Here is an 18,836-nt window from a genome sequence, read left to right on the forward strand (position 1 = left end):
TGATTTCTTGTCTCCTTGCTACTCAGTTTTTAAACTTTTTACCGGGTTCATTAACGCGGCTTTAATACTTTGATAGCTTACGGTTAGCAGGGTTATCACTATGGCGGCAACTGCCGTTAAACCAAATATCCACCAGGACAGATCAGCGCGGTACTTGTAATTTTGCAGCCAGCCATGCATAAAATAGTAAGCAGTTGGTATTGCTACCAGTAACGAGATACCTACCAGCAGCACAAAATCTGTAGACATTAAGCGCCACAGGCTAAAAATTGATGCACCAAGCACCTTGCGCACACCAATTTCTTTGGTGCGTTGCTCTGCCATGAAAGATGCCATACCAAACAAGCCCATACAACTGATAAAGATGGCCAGTAAGGTAAAGAAGCCCGCAAGCTTGCCTATCCGCTCTTCGGTGGCGAATTTTTTATTGTATTCGTCATCAGAAAATTTGTAATCGAACGGGCTTCCCGGATCATATTGTTTAAATACCGCCTCAATTTTAGTCAGCGATTCGCGGGTACTTTTTTTAGGGTTAAGCCTGATATCAATAATGCCGCTCGAACCACTTTGTGATGCGAACAGCGTAGTTTTTACAGGTTCGTATGGCGATGACATCACCATATCCCTCACTACACCAATCACATGCAATTTATACCCATCGTTATCAATAATTTCGCCCACCGGGTTTTTGAAGCCCATGAATTTTACAGATGCTTCATTCAGGATAATGGCGGAAGAATCGGCCTTGTTACCTTTCTCGAAATCGCGGCCGGCAATTAATTTCCAGCCTGCGGTTTTGCCAAATTCCGGGGTAACCGGTACGTAAGCAAAATCGTCCTGCAAGCCGGGTAATTTACCACGCCAGTTATAACCGCTGTTGTTTGAATAAACGCTGGTAAGCGGGCTGCCCGATTCGGCCATCTCTGCAATAGCGCCACTTTGCAAAAGGTCGTTGCGTACGGCACTAAATTTTTTATGGATATCATCGGTTTTCATGTGTACCTCAAGCAGGCCGGTACGTTCATAACCTACCGCGCGGTTCTTGGTAAATTGTACCTGGCGGAAAACGATGATAGTACCGATAATCAGGGTAACGGATACGGTAAATTGCAATACCACCAGGATCCTTCGCGGTAAGGCGGCATATTTACCTGCTTTGAAGGTACCTTTTAAAACTTTTACCGGCTGGAACGACGACAAATAGAAAGCCGGGTAACTGCCTGCGATAACACCCGTTAAAATACTAAAGGCTATGCCCAGGATCCAGAACATCGGGTTAAACCACAATACCGACATTTGCTTATCTGCCACCTGGTTAAACCATGGCAAGATCAGCGCCACAACAACAAGCGACAAGAAGAACGCGAATATGGTGATCATCAATGATTCGCTGAAGAATTGCGTAATGATCTGGCTGCGCAATGAGCCCACTGTTTTACGGATGCCTACTTCTTTCGCGCGCTTCTCTGACCGGGCGGTGCTCAGGTTCATAAAATTAATACAAGCCAGTAGCAAAACAAATACACCGATGATGCCAAACATCCATACAAACTGGATTTCGCCACCTGTGTTGACGCCTTGTTTAAACTCTGAATACAAATGCCATTTGGCCATTGGGTGCAAAAACACCTGCGGATTAAATGATGCGCCAACTTTGTCGCCTTGCGCAGTAATATTTTTCAGTTTAAGATTGCGGATACGACTGTTAACCTTATCAATATCTGCTTTGGAGTTTAGCATTGCAAATATTTGGAAAGAGTTGTTGCCCCACTGCGTTGAAGCCCTTTTTAACCAATCTTCATTAGACAGGTAAAGGTCCCATGGCGCAAGTAGTGACACCTCATGAAAGGTAGTATTGCGCGGCATGTCCTCGTACACACCGGTAACTTTAACGCTATTCTTGTTATTTAGCTTAATTACTTTAAATAAGGGATCGACATCGCCAAACAGCGATTTAGCCAACGTTGCTGATAGCATGATGGATGATGGATCGTTTAATCCTGAGCGGGTACCCTTCAGCATCTTTAGCGATAACATTTCTGGTGCCTCGGGCTGTATATAGTTGCCTTGTGTAAGCAATTTTTTATCACCATAAGCTACTATGTGCCCAAATGTCCAGCTGGATAATGTAACGTATTTAAAATCGCCTTTATAATCGCTGCGCAGCATGTTACCCAAGGGGATAGGCATAGCCGTTTGTGAGTGGGTATCGCCGTTTATGGTTTGGTGCTGCATCACCTGCACAACACTATCATAGTTCTGGTGATACTTATCGTATGATAACTCGTCCCATATCCAAAGGCCAATTAATATAGCCACAGCCATCCCTACCGATAGGCCCGTAACATTTATAAATGTATGTGCCTTATTTTTCAACAGGTTACGCCAGGCAACTTTAAGATAATTTTTTATCATAGTTCATTGGTTTATTAATCACTTGTTCATTAGTTTCCCCTCCAAGTCACATCGTTTGCTTACCGGCCAACAGGCTACCATCTACGTGCCAACTTTGCAATTTACTGATTTGCAATTAATTAGTAAGATTAACGCGCAACAAATGTTCGTTAACGGACAGTGCGGTGTTCGCTTTCAAGCGGCAGGTAATGAATAATTGTTTTTCTTTATTAAAACCCGGTAACAAAATTCTGAGGAGCACGTCTTATACTACATACTACATCGCCGGGGCATATTACCACGGCGATAATTGTTTTATTATAAGTTATAAAAAACATATAATTTAGCTTTTATTATGCACGCATATCAATTCAAACTAATTAACTATATGAAAACAATTTACGCTGCGGTTTTAGCCGGCAGCATTAGCGCTTGCGCCCTTAGCACAGCTATCGCGCAAACTGCCCCGCCAGAGAATCCGGCATTAAAGATCTATCGCGAAACTCCCCCAAAGATCAATGACCTGATACATACCAAACTGGATGTGCGTTTCGACTATAAAAAACGCTATATGTACGGTAAGGAATGGGTTACTTTAAAGCCTCATTTTTACCCTACCGATACTTTAAGGCTTGATGCCAAAGGAATGGACCTTAAAACCATCGCGATAGTAAAAAACGGCAAGAATACCCCACTTAAATTTACTTATGATAGCCTAACAGTTGCCATTAAACTGGACAAGGTTTATAAGAACACCGAAAATTACACCATTTATATTGACTACACCTCAAAACCAAACGAGCTTAAAGTAAAAGGTAGTGCTGCTATAAATGATGCTAAAGGTTTATATTTTGTTAACCCGGATGGTACCGAAAAAGATAAGCCAACCCAGATATGGACACAGGGCGAAACCGAAGGTTCATCGGCATGGTTCCCTACCATTGATAAGCCTAACCAGAAAACTACCGACGAGATCAGCATGACTGTTCCGGCTAAGTACGTGACCCTGTCAAACGGCCGTTTAGCTTCTAAAAAAGTTAATGCCGATGGCACACGTACCGATACCTGGAAAATGGAGCTGCCACACTCGCCATACCTGTTTATGATGGCCGTAGGTGATTTCAAGATCTATAAGGATACCTGGAGAGGCAAAGAGGTTAGCTATTACCTGGAGCCTAAATATGCGCCTTATGCCAAAGATATTTTCGGCTTTACGCCGGAGGTAATGGAGTTTTACTCTAAAACATTAGGTGTTGATTATCCATGGAATAAATACTCACAAATTGTTGTCCGTGATTATGTAAGCGGCGCAATGGAAAATACCACTGCTACCCTGCATGGCGACTATGTACAAGGTACCAAACGTGAGCTTGCTGATCGTTATTATGATGCCGGTCGCAGCACCATTGTCCATGAACTGTTCCACCAGTGGTTTGGCGACTATGTTACTGCCGAAAGCTGGAGCAACCTTACTGTCAACGAATCATTCGCTGATTTTAGCGAAAGCATTTGGGCCGAATATAAATATGGTAAAGATATGGGCGATATGCACAGCTATGAGGCGATGCAAAGCTATCTGAGCCAACCATCGGCTAAAACAAAAGATCTTGTGCGTTTCCACTACAATGACAAGGAAGATGTGTTTGATGTGGTTACTTACCAAAAAGGTGGCCGTATATTATACATGCTGCGCAACTTTTTGGGTAAGGATGCTTTTTACAAAGGTTTAAACATTTACCTAAAAGCAAATGCCCTTAAAAATGGCGAAGCACAACAACTCCGTTTAGCTATGGAAGAAGCCAGTGGTAAGGACTTAAACTGGTTCTTTAATCAGTGGTATTATGGTGCCGGTCACCCTGTGCTAAACATTAGCTATAATTATGATGCGGTTAACAAAACACAAACCGTTTATCTGCAACAAAGCCAGGATGGTAATGCCTTTACTTTACCAATGGCAATTGATATCTATTCGGGCGGTAAAAAAGTGCGCCACAACGTTTGGATGCGCAATAAGGCCGATACTTTGAGTTTTCCTGCCGCTACCAAACCAGACCTGGTAAATGTTGATGGTGATAAAATTTTATTAACCAAAAAAACCGACACTAAATCACTGGACGAATATGTATTCCAATACTTTAACGCTCCTTTATTTTTAGACCGTAACGAAGCTATTGATGCCGCCAAAGCCAAACAAACAGAAAAAGGCGCTCAAAAAATATTACTGGCCGCTATGAAGGATAAATTTTATCCGTTACGCGTTAAAGCTATTAATGCCGCTAATTTAACTAATGATGATGTGCGTAATGCCGCGCAGCCTATATTGGTAAACCTGGCACAAACTGATGATAATAATTTAGTTAGGGCCGCAGCTATTACTGCTTTGGGCAAGCTAAAAGCATCAGGCAATATGAATTTATTTAAAGAAGCATTAGCCAGCCAATCATACGCCATTCAGGGAGCTGCTTTAAACGCTATTGGCCTGCTTAACCCTGCTGATGCCATCCCTTTAGCTAAAACGTATGAAAAAGACAGCGAAGGTGCACTTAAACAAGCTATATTAGGTGTTTATGCTACCGGCGGAACCGATGAACAGTGGACTTATGTTTACAATGCATTTATTAGCGGCGCTCCACAAACACAGTTTGGCTTGCTAAGAAAGTTTGCCGACTTTACCGGGCGTGTTAAAAACCCCGAATATGCACAACAAGGCATTAAAGCCATGGCCGATTTAGGTATCAAGTATAAACAATTTGGAATTGCCCCACAGGTTATTCAAATTTTGAATGGTGTTAAAACAGCACGTGCTACTGATGCAGCTGCAGTTGCTGCAATTGATAAAGCAATTACCCAGTTGAATTAATACCTTCTTCTATAAAAACAAAAGAGCCGCTGAAAAAGCGGCTCTTTTTGTTTTATCCCTATTTATATTTAACACAATTTAACCTTTTTTAATATTTATTTTAAAAGTTCTATTGCGTAACTTTAGTATAAACTAAACACTTATGAAAAAGATTTTGTCATTGCTGGTGTTATCTGTGGCAACCTGCGGCGTAATGGCACAACAAAAAAAGCAATTAACTGCCGATAGCATTTTGAGGAAACAATTGAATTTTAAGGCGGATACTAACCTGTTTAAAAACAAGCTCTTCAGTAATAAACTGCAATTAGGCAGCGGCATCAACTTAAACCAATTGAATAGCCTGCATGGCAATGTTTTAGCCAGTGCTATAAACAATAAAAGGATCACTTATGATAAGCTGGATAATATGCCGGTTTTACACACAGAAGGAAATTCAAAAATGCCGGTAATAGGACTTCCGGGCACATCTAAAATGCCGGTAATAGGTAAGGACAGTCCGAAGGAAGTAGTGATACCTAAGCCGTAAATTTTAAAAATCCTTATTCAGCAATTTTTCCAGTTCGGTAAAGCTGATATCCATTTTTATGCGGCCTTGCTTGGCATAAGATATTTCGCCTGTTTCTTCTGATACAATTATGGCGGTAGCATCATTAGCTTCGGTTACGCCAATACCTGCACGGTGGCGCAGGCCAAATTGCGCGGGCAGATCTGACTTTTCAGTAACCGGCAATATGCAGCTTGCTGACTTTATCTTGTTCTCTGATATCACCACGGCACCATCATGCAGCGGGCTATTTTTCTGAAAAATACTTTCCAGCACCCGTTTTGATATTTTGGCATCTAATACCTCGCAGCTGTTCTGGTAAAACTGCTCATCATAATACTTGGCAAAAACAATTAGCGCACCGGTACGGGTTTGTTTCATACTCCGGCAGGCATCAATAATAGGCTTTATACGCGCGTAGTTGTTCTTTTCGGCATCTACCTTACCAAAAAAATAGCGCCACCAGGCTTTATTCCGCTGTAAGGAAGCATTCTTACCAACCAATAATAAAAACCGCCTGATTTCTTGCTGAAACACTATCATAACTGCAATAATACCCACATCAGCTACCCTTTTAAGGATGCCGGCAAGCAGGGGCATTTTTGCCTCGGGGACTATAAAGTAAAGTACATAGATGAATGCAAGCCCAATAAATATATTAGCGGCAATAGTTCCCCGTATCAGATTGTATAACTGATAAATAATAATAGCCAATAATAGAATATCTAATATGGCAAAAGGGGTTATCTTAAGGCTGCTAAAATCAAAAGATTGCATGTTACGAAGTTAATAAGTTTCCTTAAACATCGTTTATTACAAAAAGCAGATTATTTATTGCGTTCGGTAGTAAAGCGCACTAATTGCTCCAGCCCGGTACGGGCCTCACCGGCAGGGAAAGTGTTTAATATTTCAAAGGCTGCATCTGTATAGGTTTTCATCTGGGTATCTGAATATTGCAGCCCGCCTTTTTCTTTAACAAAGTTAATTATCTCGGTAATCTTTTGCGGATCATCGTTATGGTTCTTCACCATATTTATCATCCTTTTCTTTTCGCTGCTTTCGCTGTTGTTCAGCGCGTAGATCAGTGGCAGGGTTACCTTTTTTTCTTTAATATCAATACCCAACGGTTTGCCCACATCATCAGTACCAAAATCAAACATATCATCTTTGATCTGAAAAGCGATGCCTATCTTTTCGCCAAACAGGCGCATTTTCTCAATAGTCTCCTCATCGGCCCCGGCAGATGCCGCCCCGCATGCGCAGCACGAAGCAATTAACGAAGCTGTTTTTTGTCGGATAACCTCATAGTATACAGCCTCGCTGATATCCATCCGCCTAACTTTTTCTATTTGTAGCAGTTCACCTTCGCTCATTTGTTTAACGGCTTCTGATACTATTTTAAGCAGCTTAAAATCGCCGTTATCAATTGAAAGCAACAAGCCTTTTGATAACAGGTAATCGCCTACCAACACCGCTATTTTATTTTTCCATAAAGCGTTGATAGAAAAAAAGCCCCGACGCTGGTAGGAGTTATCTACCACATCGTCATGCACTAAAGTAGCAGTATGCAACAGTTCAACCAAAGCGGCGCCACGGTGGGTGCTCTCATTTATCCCGCCACAAATACTGGCCGAAAAAAACACGAACATGGGTCTTATCTGTTTGCCTTTACGTTTTACAATGTAGTGGGTAATACGATCAAGCAAAGGCACAGAGCTTTGCATAGAAGTTTTAAACTTCTCTTCAAAAACATCAATTTGTGCAGCAATAGGTCTTTTAATGTCGTTGATATTCAGCATCGAAACAAAGCGTGCTTTTTATGCAATTACCTTACCTGGCAATTCGCAGCAAACATAAGCTAAAAAAATATATCTGCGCAAACACCTATTATTTAATTACGATTAAACCATTGCCCGGTTTTACACTCTATTATAATAGTTAGTTTAAATACAAAGTTGAGTTTGTGAGTTTTTGAGTTAAAGTTTTCGTTTGAGCGGGGCCTGCAAAACAGGTCCCGCTTTTTTATTGCCCATAAGCGTTATATTTTTACCTTTGCAATCCTTAAATACCCGGAGAGGTGTCTGAGTGGTCGAAAGAGCACGCCTGGAAAGTGTGTATACGCCAAAAGTGTATCGAGGGTTCGAATCCCTCCCTCTCCGCAATACGAGATTCCATTGGAATTATCATAAGGCTGTTCGATTTCGAGCAGCCTTAATTGTTTTAATTTCAATAGGTTATGTTCAAACTCTGGATGTATCCAAGGTGTTCTAAACACCCCCTCTTTAAATGTGAGACTATGTTTGAACACCTCGTTTAAAATAGCGTGTTGCTGATTTATAGAAGCATCTTCAAAAATCGCCGGTAAATTGAGCATATAAGGTAAGACAAGTAATTCCTGATTGATATAATCCTCCAAATCACCGTCCAATTCATCTTTGCGTTTAAGCAATTGCCCTTTTTCTGCAATGAACTTTTTGTTCCATTTCTTGTAAGTCGCGCCATTAATTGTATCGTCCATTAGCTTTTTTTCTGCACTATCCATCTTTTCTTCGAGCCTTTCTAATTGATCCGTCACCACTTTTAACTCCTTGTTACGGTTGACATTCATCGCACTTAAACCGCTCTTTACCTCTGTTACTATTTCATCAATAGCCTCTTGCGTAAAACTAAGATTGACCAAAAGCTTACTAAACTGTTCATGAAGCAGAGCACCCGAAATATTAACGTTGCTATGCTTGATACAACGATAATATAAGTAGTATTTGTTCTTACCCTTGCTCCAACCCGCCGTCATGCTTTGGCCACAACAAGGGCTCCTTAAAATACCTTTTAACGGAAATTCGTTTTTGGGTTGGGTTTTCATTGACCGTTTGGTAAGTCCAAGCATTTCTTGCGTTCGCCAGTATTGTGTTTCTGATATTATCGGCTGGTGAATGGCCTTAATGATTTTTTCAGGGTTTTTACCACTTGCCACGACTCTTACAAGGCCTGCATACAAGGGGTTAATCAAAATTCTAAATATAGCCCCGTTACCGCTTTGAGGGAAACCCAAGTCCTTTATTTCTTTGTGAATTAAATAACGTGGTACACCGGCTAAATAATCACGGAAAATCTTTTGAACGATATAGGCTTTTGTTTCATCTACAACCAATATCATCTTACCATCCTGTTGCCTACCGTTTAAGTAACCATAAGGCGCTTTATTTAAATATCTACCAGACTCTTGTGCATGACGTGCGCTCAATTTAGCTCTGCGCCGAATGGTTAGCAGCTCCTGATTAGCAATGAGGTATTTAAACGCCCTCAAAAGAAACACCGAGGGGTCAGAAGTGTCGATGTCCAAAGGCTCACTGGTAGCGATCACTTTGAGGCCGTATTTCTTTTCTAACTGCTCAATTTTTTGTAAAGCTTCGGGCAGGTTACGGCTAAACCGGTCATGGTCAAGTACGATCAGGTATTTTACTTTGCCTTTGTGCAGTTTGATAAAATTTTCGAGCGCGATATAATCGGGTCGATCAAAGGTATAGCTGGATGCCCCATCATCCACAAATACAGATTCGAGAACGATGTGGTTATACTCACAATAATCCTTGATATTCTTTTCCTGGTAGTCTATGGAGTGAACTGACTGATCCTTTTTACTTATTCTTATGTATCCTATCGCATCCATTTTTTTGCTTTTTAACGATGATTTCTACAATAATCTCAGCAATCAATTTACGAAAATTATGGCTATTTTCGGCACTATTTAGGTGTTTTCTTGCTGAAAAATCATCATTTTTTTCTATACCCAGCGGGGTAGAATTATCAATTTGTTCTATCATCACAGTTACCTTTTTGATAAATAAAAAAGCAAAACTGCACGCTCAAAAATTAACCTATTCGCAAGTAGCCCGTGAGACACGAGAAATTAAATTTGCATTTGATAAACAGTTTAAAAAGCTATCGAACCTGTTTGAAAGGCTTATAAATTATAACCCCCGATACAAAAGCATTGATTAACAATTGATTCTTTCATTAAAGCAACCAAATGAGTTACAAAAAATGTGCATAATAGCGGCTAATATTGCATACTATTTATTGGGTAACTTATAAGTTTTTTCAAATCCATTCGATATTAATCTCATTTTTTAAATTTAATCTATTGAATATTTATATATAGATTTCAATCCTATTTACCACAACGTATATTTAAGTCCAAACCTAGGAACTTATCCGCCAATGAACGATATAGATCTCTATTATGAAGCTAAGCTGCGTTATCATCAACTTATCCCAAATAGGGAAGATGGTTTAGTATTGCTTGCTTTGTTTCAGGCCATAAGCATTAAAAATTATAGAGCGGATACAATAACGCTATTGAATAATGTTCGATGGCTTCCAAATTGCCTAAACGGGTTTCGTAAAATTTAAACCTCAATTCCTTCGCAATCTTTTCATTTACAATGATTTGTATTGCTTTAAAGTCCTCCATCGTCATCAATTCTGATTCTATCAAATTTCTTTTGAACGTTTTAGGACTAAGAACACCTATCTGATGACCAAGTCCGCGAATATGCTGTTCCACTAATTTTCTATTAAAGGTATGAGTCCTGAAGCTTTTTGATAATTCTGACAATCTTAAGTGGCCTTTTCGAGTAGTCATTCCAATATAAAGCAGTTCATCTTTATCATAAATTAGATACAGTCCCATTTCCTTGATCTTTGTAATCTGATCAAATTTCAGGAATGGCTGGTTTAATGCAATTTGGATTTGCTTTTTAAACCATGTTGCCCGTTGTAGAAAGACTGGATCATCTGTATCTAGAATTAAGGGATTATCTGTCATTGTGAATATAATTTTGAAAGCCGTGTTACTGCAAAAGTGTCGATATAGTATGATAAATATTGATTATTAGCAAATAATGCTTATAAACTATTCTTTTTTGGAATTAATATTTAGCCTAAATAATATAAAGAAAATGATATTACCTATTTGATTATCATTCATATATTTACTTAATATCAATTGACCTAATCTGACATTTATAACCTTCAGGAACAAGTAAATTCAAACACCACAACCGGAGCTAACTTATCACATGGAAAATACAATAGACTGGAGTAAACATCACATTTTAAAAACTAGTACTGAGACGTTATCCAGCGATGAAACACCGATGCCAAAAAATTGGCGACCTAAAATAGAACCTTGGTTAAGCGCAATTTTTCAAACAGAGCATTTTTCACTTTTGGTTGGCTCGGGTTTAACGAATGCTTTAGCCTATATTTCAAAAATAGATGCCCAGGCAATGGGGCGACTTACATTAACTGGTGAGGACTATAAAGATAAAATCACAGCAAGCGCAAATAAATCAGCTTCAGCAATGGAAAGAGGCGAAGCTAACCTTGAAGACGACTTCCGCGTCGCTTTAGAACTACTAAAAGGATATGAAATATTAGAAGACGCCAACCAGACGGGTTTAAAAACAGAGTTAAACTCCGAGCTTAATAAGTTCATTAAAAATATTCTTTCGACTGAGAAGGCGTTTAAAGATCAATTATCAAGTGGGGATGCTACCAAACAAGAAGCGGCAATTAACGCGTTTGGATATTTGCAGGCTTTCTTATTAAGCTTTTCAAGTAGAGCAGCCTCCCGTGAACGACTGAATGTATTTACTACTAATTATGACAGGTTTTTAGAATACGGTTGTGATGAGGTTGGCGTTATCCTGTTAGACCGATTTAAAGGGAAATTGCAACCTATATTTCGCAATACACGGCTTGAATTGGACTACCATTACAATCCACCTGGAATAAGAGGTGAACCACGATATGTTGAAGGTGTTGCCAGAATAACCAAATTACACGGCTCCATAGATTGGAACTTTAAGGGCCATGGAAAAATAATTAGAGCACTTTTACCATTTGGTGCCCATGATACCCATCCGGATATTCCAAAAGATGCGACTGACCATGTTGTAATATACCCTAATTCTGCAAAAGATATTGAAACAGCCTATTACCCGTATTCAGAACTCTTTAGAGATTTCTCTACTGCAATTTGTCGCCCAAATTCCGCTGTAGTTACTTACGGGTATGGATTTGGTGATTCCCACATCAATAGAATAATAGCAGATATGTTTACAATACCCTCTACACATTTGGTCATTATTGCTTTCAGTGATCCTGGAAATAGGGTGCAAAAGTTTCTACGTGATAAAAATAAAGCCCAATATACTTTATTATTGGGCAGCCATTTTGGCGATTTAGAACAATTGGTTGATAATTATCTACCTAAATCAGCTATCGACCGCTTGACCATCAAAATGAAAGATCTTATTGGCAAAAGGGATTTTGGCGCATATGATTCGGGACAATCAACACCTTCTGTAAATTCACCAAACCCAGGAAACGATAATGACGACCTCCCATTTTAATTTCGATCAGCTACGTAATTTAAGCATAGGAACAGTTGATTTTGTTTCTCCGAATGAGATTAAGGTACTTCTTGAAACCGATGCGCCTCAAAATACCGCATTAAACACCGGGGTGCCTAGTTTATTTCCCCGAATCAACGGGTTTGTTTTAATACCCAACGAGGTTGGTGCATTAGTTGGGATAATCAGTTGGTTAGGTGTTGAGCATTCTCAATTTCCAAAAAGAAAAGGGTTTCGAGATTATGACTTAATAGATCTACCTTTTCCATTACGGAAAATGGCAATTAACCCAATCGGGACACTAAAGACTGAAATTAAAAATAAGGAAACCGTTTATAAGTTAGAACGCGGTATATATTCATTCCCGTCGATTGGAGATACTGTAGTTCTCCCAAAGGACGAACAATTACGGTCAATTATTGAAAATGATGATGAACAAGCTTATGTAAAAATTGGTATTGCTCCAGTTGCTGGTAATGCTGTAGTAAAAATAAACCCAAATAAACTTTTTGGCCGACATGTGGCCGTTTTAGGTAATACGGGCAGCGGGAAATCATGTTCAGCAGCGGGAATAATAAGATGGTCGCTGGAACAAGCCAAGCTCCAAAAAAAAGAAACCAGTGGTTCATTAAACGCACGATTTTTAATACTTGACCCCAATGGTGAATATTCGGAATCATTTGATGATCTCGATGTGCCAGTTAAGAGATTCAAAATAGAACTTTCTGAAAGAGAAAAATCTACGTTCCAGCAGTTGCGGGTGCCTGCATGGTTTTGGAACAGCTACGAATGGAGTTCCTTTACGCTTGCCACCGGCCGAACACAACGACCAATTTTAAGACGGGCGCTACGCGAGTTAAAAGGCGGAATAAAGCTGGATGCGGATGACGTAACACCAGCGGTTAAAAGCTATTTTTCAAGTTGTGCAATTTCATTACGTGCAGACATCAACACCGGAGTTAGCGCTTTCAAAGACAAACCAGGAAGAGGCGAGTTTGGGAAAAAGATACAAAGCCTTGCCAGGGAAGCGACTTTTTTTGCAGGCAAAAGTAAAGATGCCCTTAAACAGAATTTAGAAACCCTTTCAAGTGCACTGGAAGCAATAGCGAGATTTAGATACCGAACTTTCGTTAATAGTTCCGGCGAAACTGTAGAGTACTACGAAGGCTTTGAAATCTCTGAAGCATCCGGCGCTTTGGACGCGGTCAATACCCTTCTAAACTCCATTGGTGGAATATCTTTAAACGAAGGCCCAAATGAAGATATGCCAATCGAGTTTGATATTTCGATGCTTTCAGACCACCTTGAAGTTATATCAGAAGAACAAGGCGTATTACAGTTTCTGGACTTTTTAATTATGAGAATCCGGACACTAATGGCGGATACCAGAATGAAGGATACCATAGGGAATGATCCCGAAATAACATTGGAACAATGGTTGGTAGATTATATATCAGGTATCACGATTATAGATTTGTCGCTGATCCCTGCTGATATTATCCATATTATCGTGGCAGTTATTTCAAGAATAACTTTTGAAGCCATACAACGATACAGGCGACTTAAAGGAAATGTATTGCCTACAGTGCTAATGCTCGAAGAAGCACACAATTTTATAAAAAAACACCACTCGTCAACCGATGAAATCAGCCCTTTAGACATTTGCAGTCAAACTTTTGAAAAAATTGCAAAAGAGGGTAGAAAGTTTGGCCTCAGCTTAATCATTTCATCCCAACGACCATCAGAGCTATCTGACACGGTACTATCACAATGTAATACATTTCTATTGCATCGACTGGTAAATGATCGCGATCAGGATCTGGTAAGAAGATTAGTGCCAGATACGATAGGTGGTTTGCTAAATGAATTGCCTATGCTACCTACTAGAAAAGCAATTCTATTAGGTTGGGCATCGCCGATTCCAATTCTTGTCGAAATAAATGAATTAGAAAAAAAATATCGGCCAAAATCAGATGACCCCGATTTTTGGGAAGTCTGGACTGGAGAAACTGAAAGAAAAGAAGATTGGAAAGCTATTGCTGATGAATGGAAAGGAGAAAAAGGTTCACAATCTGGTCAAACTGAAGATGCGGGAACTGCAACAGAAGAAGATACTACTCAAGCAGCCGCAGATGACGATGACTTACCTTTTTGAATCATTTAATCGTATGCAGCAATTCTGAGCTTTTAAAACAATAACCTCGTTTCTGTTTGTTTGGGTAGTTACTTTCCTGGTTTTTTGAGAAATATTTGAATTCTGCATAGTCGCGTGGTTCGTTACTAACATTTTGGTACGCGTGATAATTTTCCAACTACTTACCAATAAAGTGAATTCATAATTGAATATATATCTTTCGCATCTACCGTCTCACATGCGAACTGCAACAAATTAATCACCTCATCTTTGACTATCAATCAGAAAGTCATGAAAATTCAACATCCCATGCCCGGCCTGAAAGGACGAGCCTTTAATGGCACCCGCTATCCCAAGATCAAACGCACTCGAACGGAGCCGCGACAGCGGATACATCAGCTTTTACGATCCTTTATTCCAATTGAGCCGCCCGGTAGACAGCAAGGCGCTGCTCGGAATTAGCATACGGGCGAAGCCGATATGCGGTAAAGAGCGTCCGATTTTTCTTTGAAAAATTGGAGCAAGCGGGAATTGGGCAGAGCCCTATTCTGCTTGCCGTTTGCCCTGCAAACGGGGTTTTATGTATACTCCGGGTATACATTGGGGCCATAGAAGTACAGATACGCCGGAAAAATGTATACAGTAGTGTATACAATGATTAATAAATATGATGAAAGTGACTAAAGACCTCAATGTTAAAACCATCCGGTTTCCTATTGCGCTCGATGATAAAATCAGTAAGCTGACCAAAAAATTCGGGCGAGGCAAACTGCAATTATTCAGCCAGATGGTAGAGTACTTTCACCGTACCGGCAAAGACCCGGCAGATATTAATGATGAGGTATTAAAAAATACGCTGGTTAAAAATCATGATACCTATATCCGTTTCATCCGGGCGCAGGAGGAAAAAATGCTTATTCCCATCAAGACCGAGGTTGACCGTATGGTCGCCTCACAGTTCAAGATTATCGACAGCTTTAATAACCAGGTCTTAAAAGCAAATAGGGATATACTGGCAGGCCAGGCACAGCAGGCAGCCGAAACAAATCGCGTACTTAAAACTATTGCAGATAAGTTGGACGACAAGGAAAGCCTGAAACTTAAATTCCTGTATATCCTGAATTATTATAGCAAAACCAGCTTTAATGCTTCGTCAAAAGACCGGGAGATATTACTTCAGGAGACACGGCAACATATTAATAAACTTTAAAATTAAGTTTTCCCCTACCTGGGGGCTAAGGAGGGCTTATGTATATCAATATCACAGACAGCGAAACCGCAGATAATAAAGGCAGCAGCAGCGGCCTGGTACATTATCTGGATAAGGAAAACCAGATGGATAAGGAAAGAAGACCGGAACTATGGTTTAACCAGGAACGTCATAGCATACAATCCTATGAAACCATGCAGGCCATCGATACTAATGTGGCTAAACTGGGCAGGGCCGATTCCAAGTTTTTCCTTATCAATATCAGCCCAAGCCAGAAAGAGATCGCCTTTCTCAAAGAAAAATACGGGGAACAGGGTGCAAAGGAACAACTGAAGGCCTATGCAGCTAAGGTCATGGACGAATATGCCATGAATTTCAAACGGCCGGGCATCAACAGCAATAATGACCTGCTTTGGTTCGGTAAACTGGAAAACTATCGTTATTACAGCCATAAAGACCTGGAAGTCAAACAGGGATTAAAAAATCGCGGCGAACGCAAGCCGGGTGAACAAATGCATGTTCAGGTCATCGTGAGCCGCAAGGACGTCACCAATAAGGTTAAGCTCAGCCCGATGAACAATTCACGGGGTAAAAACGCGGCCCATTCCCAGAAGCTGGGTCAATTTGACCGTTCAGCCTTCAAACAATCAGGTGAAACGCTGTTTGACCAGTATTTTAGTTTTGAACGTGGTTTTACCGATACTTTTCGCTATGCCAATGAACAGAAGAAAGGCAACTTAGATCAAAGGATAGCCATTCATGCGGAAAAGCGAAGCCACGAAACAGCACAGAAATTAAGGCCGGCCCAAAAGCAGCAACAAAATGCGCCAATCAAAAATTATGGCAAGACACAAGTTCCTGCCAATATACTACAGATCGCACTCGCCAAAGCGGGGACTGAGGTAGCGCCGATCATCCCGCGCAAAAAGAAGAAAAGAAAAAATAACGAGCAGCAACAAGATCAGGGACTGACTTTATAATCATTTCAATTATCTATTTACCATAAAGATCAACGTTCTCCCTATCGGGGAAGATGTGTAGAAAGCACTCATGCAAACAGGAGAAGATACACAGGGATTACGCAAGATAATCGACTTTACCCGGTTGATCAGCATATTCATATTGGCCATCCATTTTTATATCTGCTGTTACCAGGCATTTATAAGTTGGCACTGGACAGCAATGATAACTGATCATATTATAGGCAACATTGCCCGTATAGGTTTATTTAATGATCTATGGAAACCGAAACTGGCGGCTCTGCTGTTTTTGATTATATCCCTGACCGGCGTAAAAGGTAAAAAGGATGAAAAGATCAACTACAAGAGCATTGTTGCCTATTTGCTTACCGGCCTGCTCATTTATTTTATAAGCACCTTAAGTTTTTACCTGCCGTTCAGTTTCCAGGTAATTGCCATTGTTTATATGGCCTTAACGGGGATAGGTTATTTGCTCATCTTAACAGGCGGCACCTGGTTGTCACGCTTACTGAAAGACAAACTCCATAAGGATATCTTCAATTCAGAAAATGAAACTTTTCCGCAGCAGGAAGAATTATTGGAAAATGAGTACTCCATCAACCTGCCTGCTAAATACCGGCTCAAAGGAAAGATACGCAATTCCTGGATCAACTTTATCAATCCATTTCGGGGGATTTTGGTGGCGGGTACACCCGGCGCGGGTAAATCGTATTTCGTAATCAGACACATTATCGACCAGCATATCAAAAAAGGCTTTTCGATGTTCGTTTATGATTTTAAATACGATGACCTCTCGAAGATAGCCTACAACAAACTATTAATGTACAAGGACAATTACAAGGTTAAACCTGCCTTTTACGTGATCAATTTCGACGACCTGAACCATACCCACCGCTGTAACCCGTTGGAGCCGGAAGCCATGACCGATATTACAGATGCAACGGAAGCAAGCCGAACGATCATGATGGGACTGAACCGCGAGTGGATCAAAAAACAGGGGGAATTTTTCGTGGAAAGCCCGATCAACTTTTTAACAGCCGTAATATGGTATCTGCGCAAATACCAGGATGGCAAATATTGCACCCTTCCCCATGTGATCGAATTGATGCAGGCCGACTATGAACAGCTATTCTCTGTGTTACAGCAAGAAGAACAGGTGCGGGTATTAATCAATCCATTTATTTTGGCTTATAATAACAATGCCAAAGCGCAATTAGAGGGTCAGATCGCTTCCGCCAAAATAGGCCTGGCCCGGTTAGCTTCCCCGCAATTATATTATGTATTGAGCGGCAATGACTTTACGCTGGATGTCAATAATCCCGAAGAACCAAAGATCGTCTGCATGGGAAACAACCCGCAGAAGCTACAAATTTATGGAGCGGTGCTGTCCCTGTATATATCCCGCATGATCAAACTGGTAAACCGGAAGGGCCAGTTAAAAAGCAGCCTGGTCTTCGATGAATTTCCCACCATCTTTTTTAATAATATGGACAGCTTGATCGCTACGGCGCGGAGCAATAAGGTGGCTACGACTTTAGCTGTACAGGATTTCAGCCAGCTACGAAAAGACTATGGCCCTGAACAGGCGGATGTAATCACAGGTATTGTCGGTAATATCATCAGCGGGCAGGTGACCGGGGATACCGCCAAAACCTTAGCTGATAACTTTGGCAAGATCGTTCAGGACAAGAACAGTATGACCATTAACAGCAGCGATACCTCTACCACTAAAGCTACTCAACTGGATTACGCGATACCAGCTTCTAAAATTGCGGCGCTCTCCTCAGGTGAATTTGTCGGCATGGTGGCCGATAATCCCGAACAGAAAATACAGCTTAAATTATTTCACAGTGAGATACAGAACAACCATGAGGCTATTGCCAAAGAAGAAGTCGGGTATAAACGGATACCTTTAGTGGAATATGTTTCGCCGGAAGACGTTGAGGAAAACTACCGGAAAATCAAGGCAGAAATAAGCGTCCTTATCGCTGAAGAAATGGAAAAGATCGAAGCCAGGAAACCTAAAGAGCCACCTCAAACCCAGGACAACGAAAAAGAAGAAAAATCAAAAGGAAGTGAGGAAAACAACGAAGAAAAAGATATATCGATGTAAAGGCTAAGGCGGGCAAAGACGTAAAATAAAATCCCCTAACGCTCGCTGCCCGGGGCTTTCAACCCTATCACAACAGATAGAAGGTTCCATCTGTTATTGAGGTAGGCTTACTGAAATATTTTTTAATAATTTTCTTTCGTTATTATTGATCTGGCATTATAGTCACAAGTGTGTTAGCGGGC

The 18,836-nt window shown here is 40.6% G+C and carries 12 protein-coding genes, 1 tRNA gene and 1 pseudogene; 8 read left to right on the top strand and 6 right to left on the bottom strand.

Going from position 1 to position 18,836, the window contains the following annotated elements:
• Positions 1-18 precede the first annotated feature (18 nt).
• A complete protein-coding gene (locus tag WC743_RS07565) occupies positions 19-2,415 on the bottom strand; it encodes an ABC transporter permease (protein WP_373011289.1) in 2,397 nt (798 codons plus the stop codon).
• A gap of 367 nt (positions 2,416-2,782) precedes the next feature.
• Here WC743_RS07565 and WC743_RS07570 point away from each other — a divergent pair, with 367 nt between their 5' ends.
• Both WC743_RS07570 and WC743_RS07575 read left to right on the top strand, forming a co-directional pair.
• Positions 2,783-5,254: a M1 family aminopeptidase gene (locus WC743_RS07570; protein ID WP_373011290.1), complete on the top strand. Its 2,472-nt coding sequence runs from the start codon at positions 2,783-2,785 to the stop codon at positions 5,252-5,254.
• A gap of 142 nt (positions 5,255-5,396) precedes the next feature.
• Entirely contained in the window at positions 5,397-5,780 is a 384-nt protein-coding gene (locus tag WC743_RS07575; RefSeq protein ID WP_373011291.1) for a hypothetical protein, read from the top strand.
• A 3-nt stretch (positions 5,781-5,783) separates the two neighbouring features.
• Here the strand turns inward: WC743_RS07575 and cdaA are convergent, their stop codons facing one another.
• Positions 5,784-6,575: a diadenylate cyclase CdaA gene (gene cdaA / locus WC743_RS07580; RefSeq protein ID WP_373011292.1), complete on the bottom strand. Its 792-nt coding sequence runs from the start codon at positions 6,573-6,575 to the stop codon at positions 5,784-5,786.
• Between the two features lie 50 nt (positions 6,576-6,625).
• On the bottom strand, positions 6,626-7,597 hold the full coding sequence (locus WC743_RS07585) for a polyprenyl synthetase family protein (protein WP_373011293.1): 972 nt from the start codon (positions 7,595-7,597) through the stop codon (positions 6,626-6,628).
• 272 nt (positions 7,598-7,869) lie between these two features.
• On the opposite strand from WC743_RS07585, the gene WC743_RS07590 reads away from it, so the two are divergent.
• Positions 7,870-7,957: transfer RNA gene (locus WC743_RS07590), tRNA-Ser, on the top strand.
• A gap of 581 nt (positions 7,958-8,538) precedes the next feature.
• Here the strand turns inward: WC743_RS07590 and WC743_RS07595 are convergent.
• The 3 genes and pseudogenes from WC743_RS07595 to WC743_RS07605 all read right to left on the bottom strand — a co-directional run.
• A pseudogene (locus WC743_RS07595) lies at positions 8,539-9,468 on the bottom strand (recombinase family protein); the annotation flags it as partial.
• Positions 9,437-9,622 (bottom strand): hypothetical protein, encoded by a 186-nt coding sequence (locus tag WC743_RS07600; RefSeq protein ID WP_373011294.1) that lies wholly within the window; start codon positions 9,620-9,622, stop codon positions 9,437-9,439. The pseudogene WC743_RS07595 and the gene WC743_RS07600, both read right to left, overlap by 32 nt.
• Positions 9,623-10,125: 503 nt before the next feature.
• Positions 10,126-10,626 (bottom strand): hypothetical protein, encoded by a 501-nt coding sequence (locus WC743_RS07605; protein WP_373011295.1) that lies wholly within the window; start codon positions 10,624-10,626, stop codon positions 10,126-10,128.
• 253 nt (positions 10,627-10,879) lie between these two features.
• On the opposite strand from WC743_RS07605, the gene WC743_RS07610 reads away from it, so the two are divergent.
• The 5 genes from WC743_RS07610 to mobC all read left to right on the top strand — a co-directional run bounded on the left by WC743_RS07610 (position 10,880) and on the right by mobC (position 18,654).
• Positions 10,880-12,217 (top strand): SIR2 family protein, encoded by a 1,338-nt coding sequence (locus tag WC743_RS07610; protein ID WP_373011296.1) that lies wholly within the window; start codon positions 10,880-10,882, stop codon positions 12,215-12,217.
• Complete coding sequence (locus tag WC743_RS07615) at positions 12,198-14,372, top strand: ATP-binding protein (protein WP_373011297.1); 2,175 nt, start codon at positions 12,198-12,200, stop codon at positions 14,370-14,372. The genes WC743_RS07610 and WC743_RS07615 overlap by 20 nt, the downstream gene beginning before the upstream one ends.
• Positions 14,373-15,018: 646 nt before the next feature.
• On the top strand, positions 15,019-15,561 hold the full coding sequence (locus WC743_RS07620) for a BfmA/BtgA family mobilization protein (protein WP_373011298.1): 543 nt from the start codon (positions 15,019-15,021) through the stop codon (positions 15,559-15,561).
• A gap of 38 nt (positions 15,562-15,599) precedes the next feature.
• Positions 15,600-16,541: a DUF5712 family protein gene (locus tag WC743_RS07625; protein ID WP_373011299.1), complete on the top strand. Its 942-nt coding sequence runs from the start codon at positions 15,600-15,602 to the stop codon at positions 16,539-16,541.
• A 70-nt stretch (positions 16,542-16,611) separates the two neighbouring features.
• A complete protein-coding gene (gene mobC / locus WC743_RS07630) occupies positions 16,612-18,654 on the top strand; it encodes a conjugal transfer protein MobC (RefSeq protein WP_373011300.1) in 2,043 nt (680 codons plus the stop codon).
• Positions 18,655-18,836: the final 182 nt, after the last annotated feature.

Source organism: Mucilaginibacter sp. (assembly GCF_041660805.1).
GTDB lineage: Bacteria > Bacteroidota > Bacteroidia > Sphingobacteriales > Sphingobacteriaceae > Mucilaginibacter.